The sequence below is a fragment of the Sphingomonas sp. S-NIH.Pt3_0716 genome, from assembly GCF_003950715.1.
Classification (GTDB): domain Bacteria; phylum Pseudomonadota; class Alphaproteobacteria; order Sphingomonadales; family Sphingomonadaceae; genus Sphingobium; species Sphingobium yanoikuyae_A.
This window is the reverse complement of record NZ_QLJK01000033.1, coordinates 24,186-43,721: the sequence shown is the minus strand read 5'-3', so window position 1 is coordinate 43,721 and position 19,536 is coordinate 24,186. Positions and strand designations below refer to the sequence as shown.

Below are 19,536 nucleotides of genomic sequence, written 5' to 3'. Positions count from 1 at the left end.
GAGAGAAAAGACTGGATGCGGGAGGACGCGCCGTGGCGGTGCTGAACGAAGAACAGACGATGCTGAAGGACATGGCCTCGGAATGGGTGCGCGATCGCCTGCCCGTGACCGCGCTGCGAGGCCTGTACGATCATGGCGGCGGCGGCCGCAGCGGATCGGACGGCTATGATGGCGAGGCCTGGGCCGAGATGGCGCAGATGGGCTGGTGCGGCATCATCGTGCCGGAAGCCTATGGCGGCGCCGATTTCGGCTATCTGAGCCTTGGCCTGGTGATCGAGGAACTGGGACGCACCCTAGCCGCCTCGCCGCTTGTCAGTTCCGCGCTGGTCGCCGCTTCCGCGCTGCGCCTCGCGGGCACGCACGATCAGCAGGCCCGCTGGCTGCCCGGCATCGCCGACGGATCGCTGATCGGCACGCTGGCGCTCGACGAAGGGCCGCACCATGCGCCCGAACGCACCGCGCTGGCGGCCACAGCCTCAGGCGATGGCTGGAAGCTGTCCGGCACCAAGCGGCCGGTACAGGACGGCATGATCGCCCACCTCGCCATCGTTGCCGCGCGCACCAGCGGCGCGCCGGGCGATCGCGACGGCCTGACCCTGTTCCTGGTTCCGACCGACAGCGCCGGGCTGGAGCGGCAGCCGCTCGACCAGATCGATGCCCGTCGCCCGGCCCTCTACCGCTTCGATAGTGTCAACATTGCTGTCAACGATGTGCTCGGCGAAGTCGGCAAGGCCGCCGACCTGATCGACGCGATCCGCGACCGGGCCGCGATCGGCATGGCCGCCGAAATGCTGGGCAGCGCGACCCAGGCGTTCGATACGACGCTCGATTATCTCAAGACCCGCGTCCAGTTCGGCGCGATCATCGGCTCCTTCCAGGCGCTCCAGCACCGGGCGGCTGAATTGTTCGGCGAATTGCAGCTGACGCGATCGGCGGTCGAAACCGCGCTGGCGGCGATCGATGCCGATGATCCTGCGCTCCCCGCCCTCGCCTCGCTTGCCAAGGCGACCGCCGGCGAGACGCTGCACCGCATCTCCTCGCAGATGGTCCAGCTTCATGGCGGCATCGGCATGACCCATGAACATGATGCCGGCCTTTACCTGAAGCGCGCCCGCGTCGCGGAGCAATGCCATGGCAGCACCGCCTGGCACCGCGAGCGCTGGGCGCGGCTCAATGGCTATTGAGGGGCCGATGACCATGAAATCGCGCGAAATACAGTTGAAGCGCCGCCCGGTCGGCGCCCCGGTGGCGGAGGATTTCGCCACTGTCGAACAGGCTCTGCCCCCACCCGGCCCCGGCGAGGTCCAGGTCCGCAATCTCTGGATGGCGGTCGACCCGGCGATGCGTGGGCGGATGAGCGACGCCAAGAGTTATGTTCCACCCTTCGCCCTCGATGCGGCGATGGAGGGGCCGGCGATCGGCGAAGTCGTCATCTCCAACGATCCGGCCTTCGTGCCCGGCGACCTGGTCTTTTCCCGGCTTGGCTGGCGCGAGGCGTTCAACGCCCCCGGCGCCGCACTCCAGCATCGCGACCGCCTGGCACTGCCGCCCCAGGCCTATCTCTGCTTCGCCGGCATGACCGGCCTCACCGCCTATGCCGGCCTCATCCGCATTGCGGAGTTGCAGCCGGGCGATACCGTCTTCGTGTCGGCCGCGTCCGGCGCGGTCGGATCGATCGCCTGCCAGATCGCCCGCAACATGGGGTGCAAGGTGATCGGATCGGCCGGCGGCCCGGACAAGACCGCCTTCCTGCGCGATGTGCTCAAGGTCGACGCCGCAATCGATTACAAGGCGGAGCCGAACCTGACCAAGGCCCTCGCCCGCGAAGTCAAGGCGATCGGCGCCAGCGGCATCGACGTCTATTTCGACAATGTCGGCGGCGATCATCTGCAGGCCGCCCTGTCGCTCGCCCATGATTTCGCACGCTTCGCCATCTGCGGCATGATCTCGCAATATAATGTCACCGACGCGCCGACCGTGCCGCGCAACCTCACCATGCTGATGACCAAGCGCATCCGCATGCAGGGCTATATCGCGCTCGACCATATGGATCTCGAAGCGGAAATGCTGGAGCGCATGACCGCCTGGAACCAGGCCGGCCAGATGGCCTCGGCCGAAACCGTCTATGACGGCATCGACAAGGCGCTCGACGCCTTCTGGGGCCTGTTCTCGGGCGCCAATATCGGCCGCACCATGGTCAGGCTGGGCTAGGGGGAACTCCATGTACGACATGCTCAAGGGCCTGCGCGTGGTAGAAGGCGCCGCCTTCATCGCCGGCCCGTCCTGCGGCCTGCACCTCACACAGATGGGGGCGGAGGTGATCCGTTTCGACGCCATCGGTGGCGGCCCCGACTATCGCCGCTGGCCGATCGCCCCCTCCGGGGCCAGCCTCTATTGGGAGGGGCTCAACAAGGGCAAGAAATCGATCGCGATCGATCTTGGCCGGCCCGAAGGGCGCGAACTGGCGGTCGCCATCGCCACCGCGCCGGGCGACAATGCCGGCCTGTTCCTCACCAATTATCCGGTCAAGGGCTTCCTCAGCCATGAGGCGCTGGCCGCACGCCGAGCCGACATCATCAGCGTCCGCGTGATGGGCTGGGCCGATGGATCGCCGGCGGTCGATTACACCATCAACGCCGCCGCCGGCGTGCCGATGATGACCGGCCCGGCCGACGATGACCGTCCGGTCAACCATGTCCTGCCGGCCTGGGATCTGCTGGGCGGCGCCTATGCCGCCTTTGCCATGACGTCCGCCCTGCTGCGCCGGCGCGCGACCGGCCAGGGCGCGGAAATCCGCGTGCCCCTGTCGGACCTCGCGGCCTCAACCCTGTCGCATCTCGGCTCCGTGGCCGAAGTCCTGTCAGCCGGCGACCGGCCACGCATGGGCAATGACCTGTTCGGCGCCTTCGGCCGGGATTTCCTGACCGCCGACGGCAAAAGGTTGATCGTCGTCGCCATCACCCCGCGCCAATGGACTGGCCTGCTCAAGACGCTGGACCTCGGCGAAGCGATCGCCGCGATCGAGGGCGAAACGGGTGCCAACTTCGCCAGGGATGAAGGCGCCCGCTTCATCTATCGCGCCCGGCTATTCCCCTTGTTCGAAGCAGCCTTCGCCGCGCGCAGCAGCGACGCGCTGAAACCCGCCTTCGACGCGGGCGGCGTCACCTGGGGCGAATATCAGTCGCTGCACCAGGCCGTGACGCAGGACGAACGGCTGTTCACCGCCAATCCCCTGTTCGAGACGATCGCCCATCCCAGCGGCCTCACCTACCCCACATCCGGCCCGGCCGGCACGCTGGCCGGCGAACCGCGCGGCGCCGTCGGCACCGCTCCGCGCCTTGGCGAACATAGCGACCAGATATTGAGCGAGCTGCTGGGCCTCGACAGCGGTGCGATCGGCCGCCTCCATGACGAAGGACTGGTCGCATGACCCTTTCCCCATCCGATATTGCCCATTGGCAGACATGGGTCGGCAGGACCGAGAGCCGGACCGAAATGCTCAACCGGGAAGCGCTGCGCCGTTTCGCCGCCGCCATCGGCGAGCCGCTCGATGTCGAGACGGTCCAGCCCTCGCTGGCCCATTGGGCCTTCTTCCTGCCGGTGGCCGCCGCCGACCAGATCGGCCCGGACGGCCATCCCAAACGCGGCGGCTTCCTGCCGCCGATCAGCCTGCCCCGCCGCATGTTCGCCGCCGCCGAGATGCAGTTCCACGCACCCTTGATGCTCGACTGGGAAGCGACCCGCACCTCGACCGTGCTGGACATCGCCCACAAAAGCGGCCGCAGCGGCGAGCTTGTCCTCGTGAAGGTCGGCCACAGCATCGTCCAGGCCGATCGCGAACGGGTGAGCGAGGTGCAGACCATCGTCTATCGCGACACCGGCGCACCGACGCCCGCGATCGTCCCCGCCGCCTTTGACGCCGCCCCCGATGATGTGAACTGGGCGCCAAACAGCGTCGACCTGTTCCGCTTCTCGGCCGTCACCTTCAACAGCCATCGCATCCATTATGACCTGCCCTATGCGACCGGCGAGGAGGGCTATCCAGGCCTGGTGATCCACGGCCCCTTCACCGCCGCCAGATTGTTCGGCCATGCCCGGCGCGGTGGCCGCAGCCCGACCCGCTTCACCTTCCGCGCGGTCGCGCCGGTCTTCGCCGGCCAGCCGGTGTTGCTGCGCGAGGATCAAGCCGGCCGCTGTCGTGCGATCCGCTGCGACGGCAGCGACGCGATGGTCGCCGACATCGGATATTGAGAGGAGATTTTTCATGGACGCCGAGACGTTCGACCTGTTCCGCACCACTGTCCGCCGCTTCGTCAGCGAAAAGCTGATCCCGGCCGAGGACGCCGTCGAGGAAGCGGATGCGGTTCCCGAAACCATCATCCAGCAGATGCGCGACATGGGCCTGTTCGGCCTGTCCGTGCCGGAGGAGTTTGGCGGCATCGGCTGCACCATGGCGGAGGAAGCGGCGATCATCCGCGAGATCACCCGCGCGTCCGTCGTGTTCCGATCCGTCATCGGCACCACGGTCGGCATCGGCAGCCAGGGCATCGTCATGGACGGGACCGAGGAGCAGAAACGCGAATGGCTGCCCAAATTCGCCACCGGTGAGGCGATCGCCAGTTTCGGCCTGACCGAGCCGGAGGCCGGGTCCGACGCCGGTTCGCTGCGCACCGTCGCCATCCGCGACGGCGACAATTACCGCATCACCGGCACCAAGCGCTATATCACCAATGCCCCGCGTGCCAGCGTCTTCACCCTGATGGCCCGGACCGAACCGGACGTGAAGGGGGCGGCCGGCATCTCCGCCTTCATCCTGCCCGCCGGCACGCCCGGCATCAGCTTCGGCAAGCCGGACAAGAAAATGGGTCAGAAGGGGTCGATCACCACCGATGTGATCCTGGACGATGTCGTCGTGCCGGCCGCCAACATCATCGGCGGCGTACCCGGTCGCGGCTTCAAGACCGCGATGAAGGTGCTGGATCGCGGCCGCATCCATATCGCCGCGGTCGCGCTCGGCATGTGCCAGCGGCTGATCGACATGGCCCTGCAATATGCCATGGAACGCAAGCAGTTCGGCCAGCGCATCGCCGATTTCCAGCTGGTCCAGGCAATGCTTGCCGACATGAAGGTCGACATGCTGACGACCGAAGCACTGATGCAATCGGTCGCCGCCAAGTTCGACGCCGGCGAGCCGGTCAGCCTGGAATGCGCCGCGCTCAAATATTACGCCTCCGAAGCCGTCGGCCGGATCGCCGACCGCGCCGTCCAGATCTATGGCGGTGCCGGCTATATGGCCGAATACAAGGTCGAGCGCTTCTATCGCGATGTCCGGCTGCTGCGCATCTATGAGGGCACCAGCCAGATCCAGCAGACCATCATCGCCAAGCAGATGATCCGCCAGGCCGAAGCGGCCGCCTGATCCTCCCCATTGCCGCAAAGGACATCGCATGCGCAGAGCCGCCATCGTCGCCCCCATCCGCACCGCCGTTGGCAAATATGGCGGTTCTTTGAAATCCTTCAGCGCCGGCGATCTGGGCGCGGTCATCATCAAGGCGCTGATGGAGCGGACGAAGATCGATCCCGAACGGATCGACGATGTCGTCTTCTCCCAGGGTTATGGCAATGGCGAGGCGCCCTGCATCGGTCGCTGGTCGGCGCTGGCCGCCGGCCTGCCCGAAAGCATTCCCGGCGTTCAGCTCGACCGGCGCTGCGGTTCAGGGCTTCAGGCGGTGATCGACGCGGCCATGCGGATCCAGACCGGCGCCGCCGACATCGTCGTCGCTGGAGGGGTCGAGAGCATGTCCAATGTCGAATATTATTCGATGGACCATCGCTGGGGCGCCCGCTCCGGATCGACCCAGTTCCATGACCGCCTGACCCGCGGCCGCGTCATGTCGCAGCCGATCGCCCGCTATGGCATCATCAGCGGCATGATCGAGACGGCGAACAATCTCGCCAAGGATTATGACATCAGCCGCGAAGCCTGCGACGAATATGCCGCGATGAGCCATCAGCGCGCCGCCGCGGCCTGGGCCGCCGGCAAGTTCGACGACGAACTGGTCCTGGTCGCCGTGCCGCAGCGCAAGGGCGATCCGCTGATCTTCGCCATGGATGAGGGCATTCGCGCCGACGCCACGCCGGAATCGCTCGCCCTATTGAAGCCGATCGAGAAGGATGGCGTGGTCACCGCCGGCAATGCCAGCCAGCAGAATGACGCCGCCGCTGCCTGCCTGGTGGTCGCGGAGGACAAGCTGGAGGAACTGGGCCTTGAACCCATGGCCTGGCTGCACAGCTGGGCGGCGGCGGGCTGCGATCCCTCGCGCATGGGCATCGGTCCGGTGCCGGCGGTCGAAAAGCTGTTCGCCCGCACTGGCCTTGGCTGGAACGACATCGATCTGGTCGAACTCAACGAAGCCTTTGCGCCGCAGGTGCTGGCCTGCCTCAAGGGCTGGAACTGGGACGATCGCGACAAGCTCAACGTCAATGGATCGGGCATTTCGCTCGGCCATCCGATCGGCGCGACCGGCGGACGCATCCTCGCCAATCTGCTGCGCGAGCTGCAGCGGCGTGACGGCCGCTATGGCCTGGAAACCATGTGCATTGGCGGCGGTCAGGGCCTGGCCGCCATCTTCGAACGGGCGGTCTGACCACCGCCTTTCGGAAGCCCCCTGGGCCGGCGTCGAGGCATGCGACGCCGGCCCATTCTTTTGATGGTCAGTCGACCGGCCTGCGGTCGGGCGAGAAGGCAATGATCGTCACGCCCAGCAGCGCCACGGTGCCGCCCGCAATCATGCCGACCGTGATCGGCGTGCCGAAATAGAGCGAGGCAAAGACCGTCGACATGACCGGCGATGCCAGCATCAGCGGCATTATGGTCGAGATCGGATAGCGTTGCAGCAGCCAGGCGAGCGTCCCCTGCCCCAGCACCGTCGCGCCCAGGCAGGAAAAGGCGAACCAGCCGGTCGGCACCCAGCCGACATGGGCCAGCCCCGCGATCGCCGGCCGCTCGAAAATCAGGGCAAAGGGCGCCAGCACCGCCGCGCCCATCAGCCCGTTCCAGGCCTGGCCGTTCATCACGCTAACCCCGGTCAGCTTGCGCTGCACCAGGGTCGCGCCGCCCCACACCATCGCCGCGCTGGCCATCACCAGCACCGCAGGCACCTCCGCCAGGATATGCGGGTCGAACACCAGCGCCACGACCCCGGCAAAGGCCAGCAGCACGCCGACAATCTTGCGCCGGTTGAGCCGCTCGCCCAGCAGCAGCGCGCCCAGCAGCAGCGAGAAGGGCACGCTCAATTGCCCCGCGATCGCCAGTGCCCCGACATTGGTCGCCATGAAGAGCGCCAGGTTCAGCAGCAGCAGGAACAGCCCGCCATTGAGGAAGCCATAGAGCATCAGCCAACTCGTCCGGCCCGGCAGCGGACGCAGCGCCGGCGCACAGATCAGGAAGACCGTGCCCATCCGCAGCGCCACCGACAATAGCGGCGCGGTCGCATCCACCACCACCTTCATCGCGATCACGTTGAGCGCGAACATGATGTTCACCAGCAAGGCCAGCGCCATGCCGCCCGGCCCGAACCGATGGTTCGCCATGGGTCCGCCATCGGCCATTTCCGCATCCTTCCCGCTTCAACCGCCGTTCAGACTCAGACGGCTATTGGCTTATTTATGCACACTGGTATAGATTTTAGCCAGAGAAGAAGGGAAGAGGATTGAGGATGTCGATGAAGCATGTTTCGCGCGTGATGATGTTCGCTATGGCGGTCGCCGCCACCGGCCCGGCGCTCGCCCAGGCTGGCGATGCGACCAAGGGCAAGGCGGTCTTCGCCCGCTGCGCCGTCTGCCATTCGGTCGATCCGGGCGTGAAGAAGCTTGGCCCCTCGCTCTCGGGCGTGTTCGGGCGCACCTCGGGCACCGTCCCCGGCTTTACTTATTCCCCGGCGATGCAGAAGGCCAAGATCCGCTGGGATGCCAAGTCGCTCGACGGCTTCCTCGCCAAGCCCAGCGCTGCCGTCCCTGGCAGCCGCATGGTCTTTGCCGGCCTGCCCAACCCGGCCGATCGCGCCAACCTGCTCGCCTATCTCGCCGGCGCCACCAAGAAATAGCGCCAAAAGTATCCCATAGTGCAATAATTCTTGCCCTCCATTCCTGCACCCGCTATCAGAATCATCAACCGATGCAGCAGATAGACGGGGACAGGAGCGGATGGCGATGACAGCGGTCATGACGGGCAAGGCGGGCAGCCGATGAGCGGCCGCGCGCTTGAAGGGATCAAGGTTCTCGACCTCTCGCGCGTGCTCGCGGGGCCATGGTCGACCCAGATACTCGCCGACTTCGGTGCCGACGTCATCAAGATCGAACTGCCCGGCCATGGCGACGATACCCGCGCCTGGGGCCCGCCCTTCCTGACCGGCGCCGATGGTCAGCCGGAAATCGGCACCAGCGCCTATTATCTGTCCTGCAATCGCAACAAGCGCTCCGCCGCCATCAACCTGGCGACGCCGCAGGGCGCCGAGCTGATCCGTCGGCTGGCGGCGGAAGCCGACATATTGGTCGAGAATTTCAAGGTCGGGGGCCTCAGCAAATACGGCCTCGACTATGCCAGCCTGAAGGCGATCAACCCCCGCCTCGTCTATTGCTCGATCACCGGTTTCGGCCAGACCGGCCCCTATGCCGACCGGGGCGGCTATGATTTCGTTGCCCAGGGCATGGGCGGCTTCATGAGCATCACCGGCGAAGAGGATGGCGGCCCGCTGCGCGCCGGCGTTGCCATGGCCGACCTGTCGACCGGCATGTTCGCGACCGTCTCGATCCTCGCCGCCCTGCGCCATGCCGAACGCACTGGCGAGGGGCAACAGATCGACGTGTCGCTGCTCGATACCCAGATCGCGATGCTCGCCAATCAGGGGATGAACTGGCTGGTCGGCGGCATCGTGCCGGGACGCCTGGGCAATCGCCATCCCACCGTCGTCCCCTACAAGACGTTCGAGGTCGCCGACGGCATGATGATCATCGCGATCGGCAATGACCGCCAGTTCCGCGCCTTCTGCACGGAAATGGGCCATGCGGAACTGGGCACCGATCCGCTCTACGCCACCAGCGCCCAGCGCCTCATCAACCGAGACGCGATCGAGGCGAAGGTGCAGGAAATCGTCCGCCCCTTCGCCCGCGACGACCTGATGGCGCGTTTCGTCGCCGCCGGCGTCCCTGCCGGCCCGGTCAACAGCATCCAGGATGTGTTCGAGGACCCGTTCATCGACGCCCGCCAGACCGTCCATCGCTACCGCCGGGAAGAGGATGGGGTCGAGATACCGACCGTCGCCTATCCCGGCAAGCTGTCGGCGACGCCGGCCGATTATCGTCACTGCCCGCCGCGCGTGGGCGAACATAGCCGCGAAATATTGGGGGAATGGCTCGGCCTCGACGACGGCGCGCTCGACGCGCTGACGAGCGACGGCGCGATCGCCCAACGCCCCGTGAAGGAGAGGACACAGGCATGAAGATCGACCAGGGGGTAGCCGCCATCGTCACCGGCGGGGCATCGGGTCTGGGTGAGGCGACGGCCCGCGCCATTGCAGCGCAGGGCGCCAAGGTGGCGCTGTTCGACTTCAACGAGGAAACCGGGACGAAGGTCGCGGCGGACATCGGCGGCACCTTCTGCAAGGTCGATGTCACCGACGAGGCCTCGGTCGATGCCGGCTTTGCCAAGGCGCGCGCCGCCCATGGCCAGGAACGTATCCTGGTCAATTGCGCCGGCACCGGCAATGTCATCAAGACCGCCAGCCGCGACCGAGAGACCGGCGAGATCAAGGCCTTCCCGACCGACCAGTTCGAACGGATCATCCAGATCAACCTGATCGGCACCTTCCGCTGCTGCGCCAAGTCGGCCGCCGGCATGCTGAGCCTCGATCCGCTGGAGGACAAGGCGCGCGGCGTCATCATCAATACGTCCAGCGCGGCGGCGGTAGACGGCCAGATCGGCCAGGCGGCCTATTCCGCGTCGAAGGGCGGCATCGTCAGCCTGACCCTGCCGATGGCGCGCGACCTGATGGGCGAAGGCATCCGCGTCAATGCGATCCTGCCCGGCATTTTCGACACGCCGCTGATGGCGCGGGCCAGCGACAAGGTGCGCGACGCGCTGTCGGCCACCGTTCCCTTCCCCAAGCGTTTCGGCAAGCCCGAGGAGTTTGCCGCGATGGCGCTGGCGATGATCGAGAATGACTATTGGAACGGCGAATATGTGCGGCTCGACGGTGGCCTGCGCATGCCGCCGCGCTGAGGGAGAGGGACGATGTCCGAAGAAGCGCAGCCCGAATTCGTGACCTACAATGTGGTGGACGGCGTCGCCTGGGTGATGCTGAACCGCCCCCAATATGGCAATGCCCAGAATTACCGGCTGCTCGGCCAGCTTGACGATGCCTTCAAGCGCGCGGTCGAGGATGACGGGGTCAAGGTGATCGTGCTCGGTGGCGAGGGCAAGCATTTCTCCGCCGGCCATGACATCGGCACGCCGGACAAGGACAGCCACATGCCGCGCACGCGCACCAGCATGTGGTGGGACCATCTGAACAAGGGCGGCGCCGAACGCCAATATGTGCTGGAACAGGACGGCTATCTGGGCCTGTGCCGACGCTGGGCCGACATCCCCAAGCCGATGATCGCCATGGTGCAGGGCGCCTGCATCGCCGGCGGGCTGATGCTGGCCTGGGTCTGCGACCTCATCATCGCATCGGAAGACGCCTTCTTCCAGGATCCGGTGCAGCGCATGGCCCAGCCGGGCGTCGAATATTTCTCCCATGCCTTCGAACTGCCGACCCGCGTCGCGCGCGAACTGCTGCTGCTCGGCCGCCGCATGCCGGCCCAGCGCGCCTATAATTTCGGCATGGTGAACGAGATTTTCCCGCGCGAAACGCTGCGCGAGGAAGTGGCCAAGATCGCCGCCGAAATCGCCCAGCATGAACGGTTCGGCCTGGCGCTGACCAAGCAGGCGTTCAACTTCGTCGAGGATGCGCGCGGCAAGCGGCAGGTGATGGATAGCGTGTTCCACATGCACCATCTCGCCCATGCCCATAATCAGCTGATGACCGGCAATCTGGTCGGCGGACTGGATGCCAAGGCAATGGCATCGGCGAACAAGAAGCAGGCGGGGGAAGGATGAGCGCGACCATGGAGATGGACAAGAATATCCTGGTCCTGCCCGATCTGCCGGCACTGCTATCGGGTGCGGCCGACGCCGCGCACGCCTTTGTCGCCGCCGCACGGCCGCATGTGAAGGCGCGGATCAGCAATGACGGCGGCAAGGTCGATCGCGTCCTCGCCGATGTCGAGCAGCATGTCGTCCACGGCTTTGGCTGGTTCGCTGCCTATGCCGAAATGCTGCGCGAAGTCGCCAGCTGGGCGGCCAGTCTCGACGCGCAGGGCAGCTTTGGCGAGATCGAGGCACTGCTCGCCCAGTTGCTCTTCGCCGAATATGGCGCGCAGATGCTGGGCGGCATCCCGATGAACCAGGGCGAGGTAATCCGCCCCACCGACCTTAGCGACGATCTTTCCGCGCTCGACGCACCGGCCCTGCGCACCCTCACCCGCAGCGGCGGTGGCCAGGCGGTGAAGAGCGCCATTGCCAACCATCTGGTCGATGCACGCGGCCGGGCGACGCTGGAAAATTGCGGCCTCGACGAAATGTTCGACATGGTGCGCGACCAGTTCTTCGCATTGTCGAACGAGAAGGTCGCGCCCTTCGCCCATGAATGGCATCTCAAGGATGAACTGATCCCGCTGCCGCTGGTCCAGGAACTGGGCGAGATGGGCGTGTTCGGCATGACGATTCCAGAAGAGTTTGGCGGCCTTGGCATGGGCAAGACCGCGATGTGCGTCGTGTCGGAAGAATTGTCGCGCGGCTGGATCGGCGTCGGCAGCCTCGCCACCCGGTCGGAAATTGCCGCCGAACTGATCCTGACCGGCGGCACCGCCGAGCAGAAGGCCCATTGGTTGCCGCAGATCGCCAATGCCGCGATCCTGCCGACCGCCGTCTTTACCGAGCCTGATACCGGGTCCGACCTTGGCGCGCTGCGCACCCGCGCGACGCTTGCCGACGGCGAATATCGGGTCAGTGGCAACAAGACCTGGATCACCCATGCGGCCCGCGCCGACGTGATGACCCTTCTGGTCCGCACCGATCCCGACACCCGCAACTATAGCGGCCTGTCGATGTTGATCGCGCCTAAGCAGCGCGGCACCGTCGACGCCCCCTTCCCCATGCCCGGCATGAGCGGCGGCGAGATCGAGGTGATCGGCTATCGCGGCATGAAGGAATATGAGATCGGCTTCGACGATTTCCGCGTGCCTGCCGCCAATCTGCTCGGCGGGGTCGAGGGCCAGGGCTTCAAGCAGTTGATGGCGACCTTCGAAAGCGCCCGTATCCAGACCGCCGCCCGCGCCATCGGTATCGCTCAGGCAGCGCTCGACATCGGCCTTTCCTATGCGCTCGACCGCAAGCAGTTCGGCCGGCCGATCTTCGACTTCCCGCGCGTCGCCAACAAGCTGGCGATGATGGCGGCGGAGATCATGGGCGCGCGCCAGCTCACCTATTTCGCCGCCCGGCGCAAGGATGAGGACAAGCGGTGCGATCTGGAAGCCGGCATGGCCAAGCTGATCGGCGCGCGGGTCGCCTGGGCTGCGGCCGACAATGCGCTGCAGATCCATGGCGGCAACGGCTTCGCCACCGAATATCAGGTCAGCCGCCTGCTGGCCGACGCGCGCATCCTCAACATTTTCGAGGGCGCCGGCGAAATCCAGGCCCAGGTCATCGCCCGCCGCCTGCTCGACGAAGCCAATTGAAGGATCGGCCCTTCCCCGCCATCGGGGAAGGGCCGATCCTTTCTCCCTCAGAGCCGTTCCACGATCGTCACATTGGCCATGCCGCCGGCCTCGCACATGGTCTGGAGGCCATAGCGCGCGCCACGATCGTGCAGGGCACTGACCAGCGTCGCCATCAGCTTGGCGCCCGATCCCCCCAGCGGATGGCCCAGCGAAATCGCCCCGCCATGCACATTGAGCCGCGCCGGATCGGCGCCCAGCGCCTTGGCCCAGGCCAGCGGCACCGGCGCGAACGCCTCATTCACTTCATAGAGATCGATATCGCCCAGCGTCATGCCTGCCCGCGCCAGCGCGCGCTCGGTCGCCGGGATCGGCGCCTCCAGCATGATGACCGGATCATGCCCCAGCACGGTCATTTCATGCACCCGCGCCAGCGGCGTCAGGCCATGGGCCTTGAGGCCCTGCTCATTGACGATCAGCAGCGCCGCGGCGCCATCGCAGATCTGGCTGGCATTGGCTGCGGAAATCACCCCGCCCTCCTGCAACAGCTTGACGCTGGCAATCTTCTCCAGGCTGGCGTCGAAGCGAATGCCCTCATCCACCTTGTGGACCAGCGTTTCGCCCTCGGCGGTCTCGACCTCCAGCGGTACTATCTCCGCATCGAACTTGCCGGCCTGCGTCGCCGCCGCCGCGCGATGATGGCTCTCCAGCGCATAGGCGTCGAGCGCCGCACGATCGAAGCCATATTTGCGCGCCATCATCTCGGCCCCGCCAAACTGGCTGAACGGCGTGTCGGGATAGCGCGCCTCGATCCCCGGACTGCGATAGGTGCCGAACCCATGCTTGGCCGCCAGCGTCCAGGGCAGCCCCATCGGCACGCGCGTCATGCTCTCGACACCGGCGGCGATCACCACGTCCTGCACCCCGGCCATCACCGTCGCGGCGGCGAAATGCAGCGCCTGCTGCGATGATCCGCACTGGCGGTCGACATGGGTGCCGGGCACGGATTCGGGCAGGCCGCTGGCCAGCACGGCGTTGCGGGCGATGTTCGCCCCCTGCTCGCCGCCGGGACAGGCGCAGCCCATGATGACATCCTCGATCGCGGCCGGATCAATCCCGCTGCGGCCCACCAGTCCCGCCAGCACGCGCCCGGCCAGGTCGGCAGGATGCACCCCTGCCAGCCTGCCGCCCCGCTTGCCACCGGCGCTGCGCGCCACGGCCGCAATATATGCCTCCGCCATCCGACTCCTCCAATTATATACCTAGATGCAATTTTATTGCCTTACCCCGCCCGTCCGGCAGGGCCAAGGCAATTATGCACCAACGGAAAATATTTGGAGGTGCTCGGGCAGGTCGACATCGTCGGCGAGACCGGGCCGCCGGATGACCGATACGCGATGTCCGGCTCGTTCCGCTTCGCCGACATGGGCGGCACGGCTGCCCGGCCCGAAACGCAGCGGGATGAGGCCGGGCCGCTTCAGCAACAGCGCATTCGTTCCCTGCCCATCACGGTCGGTGGCGATCACCACATCGGCGGGTTCCTGCACCATCGCGTGCAGGTCCGCAGCCGCCAGCATCGGCAGGTCCGCGCTCAGGATCAGCACCGGGCGATCGACCGGCAACGCCTGCATCGCCGCCATCAGCGCCGGCACATGGCCGGACTCCCGCTCAGCCAGAACCCTCGCGCCCCGCTCGGTCGCGAAACCGCGCACCTCCGGGCAAGCGCTGACGACATGCACGGCCGCATCCGGGATCGCATCGCGCGCCACTGCCAGCACATGCCCCAATAATTGCCGGCACAGCGCCGCCCGATCCCGTGGCCCCAGAACCTCCGCCAGCCGGCTCTTGCCCTGCGCGAAGCTCTTGGCCGGGATCAGGATGGACAGGGTCATGGCGCCGCGCGCCGCAACGCCGCCGCAAAATCGATCATCTGAGCGGCCAGTGCCCGCTGCTGATCGACATTGCGCATCAATATGTCGGCACTGCGCACCGCCAGTCCATCGTCGGACCAGCCCGCCGCATCGGCACCGTCCACCATCAGCCCGTCGATCAGCCCGTCATAATGGCGGGCGATCGTCGCCGGCGTCGTCGGCAGGCCCAGTTCGGTCATGATCTTGGCCGCCGGCCCCTTGACCGCCTGTCCCGCGATGAAGGGCGACAGCGCCACGCACGGCACGCGCCGCGCCGCCAGCCTGTCCCGCACACCCGGCACCGCCAGGATCGGCTCGATCGACAGGATCGGGTTGGACGGACAGAGGATGATCGCCTCCAGCGCGGGATCATCCAGTGCCGCCACCAGACCGGCGCTCGGCCGCGCGGCCGCCGCCCCGTCGAACCGGATCGATTTGAAGCGCGGCCCGCATTGATGGCGCACGAAATAATCCTGGAAGGCCATTTCGCCCTGGTCGGTGTCGATCATCGACCGGACCGGATCGTCGCTCATCGGCACGATCGCCGGCCCGATGCCCAGCCGCGCGGCGATGTCCGCCGTGACCGAAGACAGCGTGCCCTCGCGCAGCAACGCCGTGCGCAGCACATGGGTCGCCAGGTCGCGATCGCCCAGGTTGAACCAACTCTCGCCGCCCAGCCGCCGTGTCGCGTCCATGAAGGCCCAGCTTTCATCGGCCACGCCCCAGCCACGCACGCTATCGTTCACGCCGGCGAGCGCATAGGTGACGCTGTCGATGTCGGGCGAGATATGCAGGCCCATATGGACGAAATCATCGCCGGTGTTGACGGCAATGGTCAGTGCGCCGGCCGGCACGACGCCGGCCAGGCCATTGGCCAGCTTGGCGCCGCCGACGCCCCCGGCCAGGGCCAGCACGCTCATGGGAACAGGTCCATCGCCGGTTCGCGGATCAGTTCGGCCGCGCTCCCCTCATTGCGGCCCCGCGCAATGCCGCGCGCCACGACGATCGGCCGGCCTTCGCCGGCCTGTCCCATGATCAGCGAGGCGGCAGCCGCCACCTCGTCGGCCAGGCCCAGTTCGCTGGTCTGCAACGGCCGTCCATGCAGGTCCGGCTCACCGCGCAGGTCGAGCAAACCGCTCATGCCGGCCACGCCGATCGCCACGCCACAGGTGCCCTTGCGCCAGGCACGGCCCAGGCTGTCGATGATGACCACCGCGATGTCGACGCCCAGGGCATCATGCACCGCCCGCCGCAGCGCCGCAGCGCTGCCATCGGGATCGAGCGGCAGCAAGAGCGCGACGCCATCCCCATCCTGCGCGATGTTGGACTGGTCGATCCCGGCATTGGCCAGCACCAGACCCAGCCGATGGCGCACGATCAGCACGCCCGGCCGGACCCGCATCAGCTTCTCGCTCTCCGACAGGATCAGTTCGACCAGCCGGGGATCCTTGTGGCATTGTGCTGCCAGATCGATCGCCTCGGCCGAGGGCGACACGCCGGCCAGCGGCACCGCGCGTCCCTCCGCCTTGGATATGACCTTCTGCGCCAGCACGACGATGTCGCCATCCTGCAACGACAGGCCATTGGCATGGCAGGCCGACAGCAGCATGGCCGACAGATCGTCGCCCGGCGCAACCATGGGAACCCCGTTCAGGGCCGATAATATGACGGCGGCCGGTGCGACTATCATGGATGCAGCTTACACTCCGGTGATGCGAATACCCGATCCGGGCACCTTGTACCGCCGATTGAGCGCAATCAAGACCGACGTAAGTCCTTCTGCAACAACCGAATTGCACAAGGGTCCGGCATTCCAGGCGCGCAGGCCGATTTCCTGCGCCAGCCCGACCACCTGGTCCGCCGCCTCGCTGTCGTCGGCGCAGACCAGCACGTCGCACTCGATCTCCTCGTCCAGCTTGGTCAGGTGATGCGCGCTGATATTCTGGAAGGCGGACACGACGCGAACGCCATCGCCCAGCATCTTCTGCACCGCCTCGACCGCCGATCCGCCATCGGGCAACTGCACCCGGCTGACCTTGGGCGGCACCAGTGGCACGGTCACGTCGATCAATATCTTGCCCCCCAGCGCATCGGCGACATCTTTCACCGTCGATTGCTGCGCGGCATAGGGCACAGCCAGCACGATGATGTCGGCCTGCGCTGCGGCATCGGGATTGGCCGCGCCGACGACCGAACTGCCGCCCAGCGTCGCGTTCATCGCATCAGCCGCTTCCTGCGCTCGCTCGGCGGTGCGGCTGCCGATGATGACCTTGTGTCCCTTGTGCGCCCAGCGCAGCGCCAGGCCGCCACCTTCCTTGCCGGTCCCGCCAAGCACGGCGATCGTCGCCAAAGCCTCATTCTGCATATTCAAACCTCTCCTGGTTCGTATCGGCCTCGCGCCGCCGCTTGCGCGGGGGCGTCAGGACCATGGGTGTCAGTTCCGCCGCGGTCATTCCGCGTGCATGTATGTCTTCGCTCACGCCGCCATAGGCGGTGCTGCGCTGCCGGGGCGTGCGGTCGATCGACCGGATCAGCGCCTCCATCGCGGCGGGCGGCATTTCCTGGCCATGCTGGGTGCCGGCCGCGCGCGAGATGCTCTCGTTCATCAGCGTGCCGCCCAGGTCATTGGCGCCGCCCTCCAGGCAGGCCTTCACGCCTTCCGGCCCCAGCTTGACCCAGCTGGTCTGGATCGACCGGATATGCGGGTGCAGCGCCAGCCGCGCGACCGCATGCATCAGCCGCACCTCGCGGAAGGTCGGGCCATGGCGCGACTGGCCGCGCACGCCCATCGGCGCCTCCATATGAACGAAGGGCAAGGGCACGAACTCAGTGAAGCCGCCGGTCCGCCGTTGCAGGTCGCGGATGCGGATCAGGTGTCTCGCCCAGTGGCGCGGCGTGTCGACATGGCCGAACATGATCGTCGCGGTGGTGGTGAAGCCGACGCGATGCGCGGTCTCGATCACCTCCAGCCATTGCGCCGTGTCCAGCTTGTCCGGGCAGATGATCGCCCGCACCTCGTCATCCAGTATCTCGGCCGCCGTGCCGGGCAGCGTGTCGAGCCCCACCGCCTTCAGCCGGCGCAGGAAGTCCTCGACCGGCAGGCCCAGCGTCGCCGCCCCCTGCCACACTTCCAGCGGGGAAAAGGCGTGGATGTGCATCTCGGGCACCGCCGCCTTCACCGCGCGGGCCAGGTTCAGATAGGTGTCGCCGGTATAATGGGGGTGGATGCCACCCTGCAGGCAGACTTCGGTGCCGCCCCGTTCCCATGCCTCGCGGGTGCGGCGGACGACTTCCTCCAGGTCCAGGTCATAGGGCTTGCCGCGCAGCGCCTCCGCCTTGTCGCCCTTGGAAAAGGCGCAGAAGCTGCATTTATAGGCGCAGATATTGGTGTAGTTGATGTTGCGGTTGACGACATAGCTGATCGTGTCACCCATCTCCTGCATCCGCAGCGCATCCGCGCTGGCGCAGACATGTTCCAAGTCGGTCTCGCGCGCGGTGAACAGCGCCTCGATCTCGGCTTCTTCCAGCAGCGCCCCGGCCATCGCCCGGTCGACGATCGCCGCGATCGCGGGATCGACCGGCAGCGCCGACGGGCGTGTCACCCGCGGCTCCAGCGCGATGCCCGGCGACCAGCTATCCTCGCGCGCAAAGCCCATCGCATCGGCATGGGCCAGCACATGGCGGACCATCGCCTGGTCCTGCCAGCGCTCATTATCCTGCGCATAGGCGGGATAGACCGGCAGCCGGGCGACCAGCATCCGCCCTTCGCCCTCGGTCGCGGTGCGCAGCCGCTCGACCGCCGGCCAGGGGGCTTCCGGGTTCACATGGTCGGGCGTCACCGGCGACACCCCGCCCCAATCGTTGATCCCCGCCGCCATCAGCCGGGGGAAGTCCGCCGCCGACAGGTTGGGCGGCGCCTGGATATTCATCTCTGGCCCCAGGATCAGCCGCGCCACCGCGATCGTCCACAGCAGATCGTCCATGTCCGGTTCGGGCGCATCGGCCATGACCGTGCGTTCCTTGGCCCGGAAATTCTGGACGATCACTTCCTGAATATGGCCATAGCCGTCCTGCAGGTCGCGGATCGCCTCCAGCGCCTCGATCCGTTCCTCGCGCGTCTCGCCTATGCCGATCAGGATGCCGGTGGTAAAAGGGATGGCCAGTTCACCGGCCAGCCGGATCGTCTCCAGCCGTGCCGCCGGCTCCTTGTCGGGCGAGCGATAATGGGCGCCACCCTTGCGGCACAGCCGGTCGGACACCGACTCCAGCATCAGCCCCTGCGACACCGACACCCGGCGCAGACCGGCCATTTCCTCGCGGCTCATGACCCCGGCATTGATATGCGGCAGCAGCCCGGTCTCGTCGCGCACCAGCGCCGCCATTTCCGCCAGATAGGACAGGGTGCTGTCATGCCCCAGCCGCGCCAGTTCCTCGCGCGCGGCGACGAAGCGCAATTCCGGCTTGTCGCCCAGCGTGAACAGCGCCTCGGTACAGCCGGCCGCCTTGCCGGCGCGCGCCACTGCCAACACCTCCTCGCGCGTCATATAGGCATTCTCGCCCGGCCGGGGCGGCTGCGAGAAGGTGCAATAATGGCAGAGATTGCGGCATAGCTGGGTCAGCGGAATGAAGATCTTGCGCGACCAACTCTGTACCCGGCCATGGCCTTCGTCGCGCAGCGCCGCCGCCTGCGCCATCAGTTCGGCCAGCGGCATCGCCAGCAGTTCTGCCGTGCGCGCGTGCTCCGCTTCGCCGATCCTTTCCGTAACTACCATCATCCCGCTCCGCTTGTTTCGTCTTCTATGTTCTGATT

At 66.8% G+C, this 19,536-nt stretch carries 18 protein-coding genes; 11 read left to right on the top strand and 7 right to left on the bottom strand.

Going from position 1 to position 19,536, the window contains the following annotated elements; all coding sequences use genetic code 11:
• The first annotated feature begins 32 nt into the window (after positions 1-32).
• Genes BRX37_RS21630 through BRX37_RS21605 form a run of 6 tightly spaced genes read left to right on the top strand, consistent with a single transcriptional unit; the run spans position 33 to position 6,647 of the window.
• Positions 33-1,184 (top strand): acyl-CoA dehydrogenase family protein, encoded by a 1,152-nt coding sequence (locus BRX37_RS21630; protein ID WP_125989394.1) that lies wholly within the window; start codon positions 33-35, stop codon positions 1,182-1,184.
• A gap of 7 nt (positions 1,185-1,191) precedes the next feature.
• Positions 1,192-2,211 carry an NADP-dependent oxidoreductase gene (locus tag BRX37_RS21625; protein ID WP_125989392.1) on the top strand — a complete coding sequence of 340 codons (1,020 nt, stop codon included), beginning with the start codon at positions 1,192-1,194 and terminating at the stop codon, positions 2,209-2,211.
• Between the two features lie 10 nt (positions 2,212-2,221).
• The gene (locus tag BRX37_RS21620) at positions 2,222-3,430 is read left to right on the top strand and encodes a CoA transferase (protein ID WP_125989390.1); all 1,209 of its coding nucleotides are present in this window, start codon (positions 2,222-2,224) and stop codon (positions 3,428-3,430) included.
• Positions 3,427-4,251, top strand: a complete 825-nt coding sequence (locus tag BRX37_RS21615; protein WP_125989388.1) for an HTD2 family dehydratase — start codon at positions 3,427-3,429, stop codon at positions 4,249-4,251. The genes BRX37_RS21620 and BRX37_RS21615 overlap by 4 nt, the downstream gene beginning before the upstream one ends.
• A 13-nt stretch (positions 4,252-4,264) precedes the next feature.
• Positions 4,265-5,419, top strand: coding sequence for an acyl-CoA dehydrogenase family protein (locus tag BRX37_RS21610; RefSeq protein WP_125989386.1), 1,155 nt, complete (start codon positions 4,265-4,267; stop codon positions 5,417-5,419).
• A gap of 28 nt (positions 5,420-5,447) precedes the next feature.
• Positions 5,448-6,647: an acetyl-CoA C-acetyltransferase gene (locus BRX37_RS21605; protein ID WP_125989384.1), complete on the top strand. Its 1,200-nt coding sequence runs from the start codon at positions 5,448-5,450 to the stop codon at positions 6,645-6,647.
• Positions 6,648-6,714: 67 nt separating this feature from the next.
• On the opposite strand, the gene BRX37_RS21600 is transcribed toward BRX37_RS21605, so the two are convergent.
• Complete coding sequence (locus tag BRX37_RS21600; protein ID WP_318276845.1) at positions 6,715-7,593, bottom strand: EamA family transporter; 879 nt, start codon at positions 7,591-7,593, stop codon at positions 6,715-6,717.
• 125 nt (positions 7,594-7,718) lie between these two features.
• Between BRX37_RS21600 and BRX37_RS21595 the strand changes: the two genes are divergently transcribed.
• From BRX37_RS21595 to BRX37_RS21575, 5 genes are all read left to right on the top strand, one after another.
• Positions 7,719-8,105, top strand: a complete 387-nt coding sequence (locus tag BRX37_RS21595) for a c-type cytochrome (protein ID WP_004212329.1) — start codon at positions 7,719-7,721, stop codon at positions 8,103-8,105.
• Positions 8,106-8,246: 141 nt separating this feature from the next.
• Positions 8,247-9,500, top strand: a complete 1,254-nt coding sequence (locus tag BRX37_RS21590; RefSeq protein WP_125989380.1) for a CaiB/BaiF CoA transferase family protein — start codon at positions 8,247-8,249, stop codon at positions 9,498-9,500.
• Complete coding sequence (locus BRX37_RS21585; protein ID WP_004212325.1) at positions 9,497-10,279, top strand: SDR family NAD(P)-dependent oxidoreductase; 783 nt, start codon at positions 9,497-9,499, stop codon at positions 10,277-10,279. Before BRX37_RS21590 ends, BRX37_RS21585 begins: the two co-directional genes overlap by 4 nt.
• A gap of 12 nt (positions 10,280-10,291) precedes the next feature.
• A complete protein-coding gene (locus BRX37_RS21580) occupies positions 10,292-11,158 on the top strand; it encodes an enoyl-CoA hydratase (protein ID WP_125989378.1) in 867 nt (288 codons plus the stop codon).
• A complete protein-coding gene (locus BRX37_RS21575; RefSeq protein WP_125989376.1) occupies positions 11,155-12,837 on the top strand; it encodes an acyl-CoA dehydrogenase family protein in 1,683 nt (560 codons plus the stop codon). Before BRX37_RS21580 ends, BRX37_RS21575 begins: the two co-directional genes overlap by 4 nt.
• A gap of 47 nt (positions 12,838-12,884) precedes the next feature.
• Here the strand turns inward: BRX37_RS21575 and BRX37_RS21570 are convergent, their stop codons facing one another.
• The 6 genes from BRX37_RS21570 to cofH all read right to left on the bottom strand — a co-directional run bounded on the left by BRX37_RS21570 (position 12,885) and on the right by cofH (position 19,501).
• The gene (locus tag BRX37_RS21570; RefSeq protein WP_125989374.1) at positions 12,885-14,057 is read right to left on the bottom strand and encodes an acetyl-CoA C-acetyltransferase; all 1,173 of its coding nucleotides are present in this window, start codon (positions 14,055-14,057) and stop codon (positions 12,885-12,887) included.
• Between the two features lie 72 nt (positions 14,058-14,129).
• The gene (cofC, locus tag BRX37_RS21565; RefSeq protein WP_125989372.1) at positions 14,130-14,708 is read right to left on the bottom strand and encodes a 2-phospho-L-lactate guanylyltransferase; all 579 of its coding nucleotides are present in this window, start codon (positions 14,706-14,708) and stop codon (positions 14,130-14,132) included.
• Positions 14,705-15,646 carry a 2-phospho-L-lactate transferase gene (cofD, locus tag BRX37_RS21560; protein ID WP_125989369.1) on the bottom strand — a complete coding sequence of 314 codons (942 nt, stop codon included), beginning with the start codon at positions 15,644-15,646 and terminating at the stop codon, positions 14,705-14,707. The genes cofC and cofD overlap by 4 nt, the downstream gene beginning before the upstream one ends.
• Positions 15,643-16,416, bottom strand: coding sequence for a coenzyme F420-0:L-glutamate ligase (cofE, locus tag BRX37_RS21555; protein ID WP_206434208.1), 774 nt, complete (start codon positions 16,414-16,416; stop codon positions 15,643-15,645). Before cofE ends, cofD begins: the two co-directional genes overlap by 4 nt.
• A 9-nt stretch (positions 16,417-16,425) precedes the next feature.
• Positions 16,426-17,091, bottom strand: a complete 666-nt coding sequence (gene npdG / locus BRX37_RS21550) for an NADPH-dependent F420 reductase (RefSeq protein WP_125989367.1) — start codon at positions 17,089-17,091, stop codon at positions 16,426-16,428.
• The gene (cofH, locus tag BRX37_RS21545) at positions 17,081-19,501 is read right to left on the bottom strand and encodes a 5-amino-6-(D-ribitylamino)uracil--L-tyrosine 4-hydroxyphenyl transferase CofH (protein WP_125989365.1); all 2,421 of its coding nucleotides are present in this window, start codon (positions 19,499-19,501) and stop codon (positions 17,081-17,083) included. The genes npdG and cofH overlap by 11 nt, the downstream gene beginning before the upstream one ends.
• Positions 19,502-19,536 lie beyond the last annotated feature (35 nt).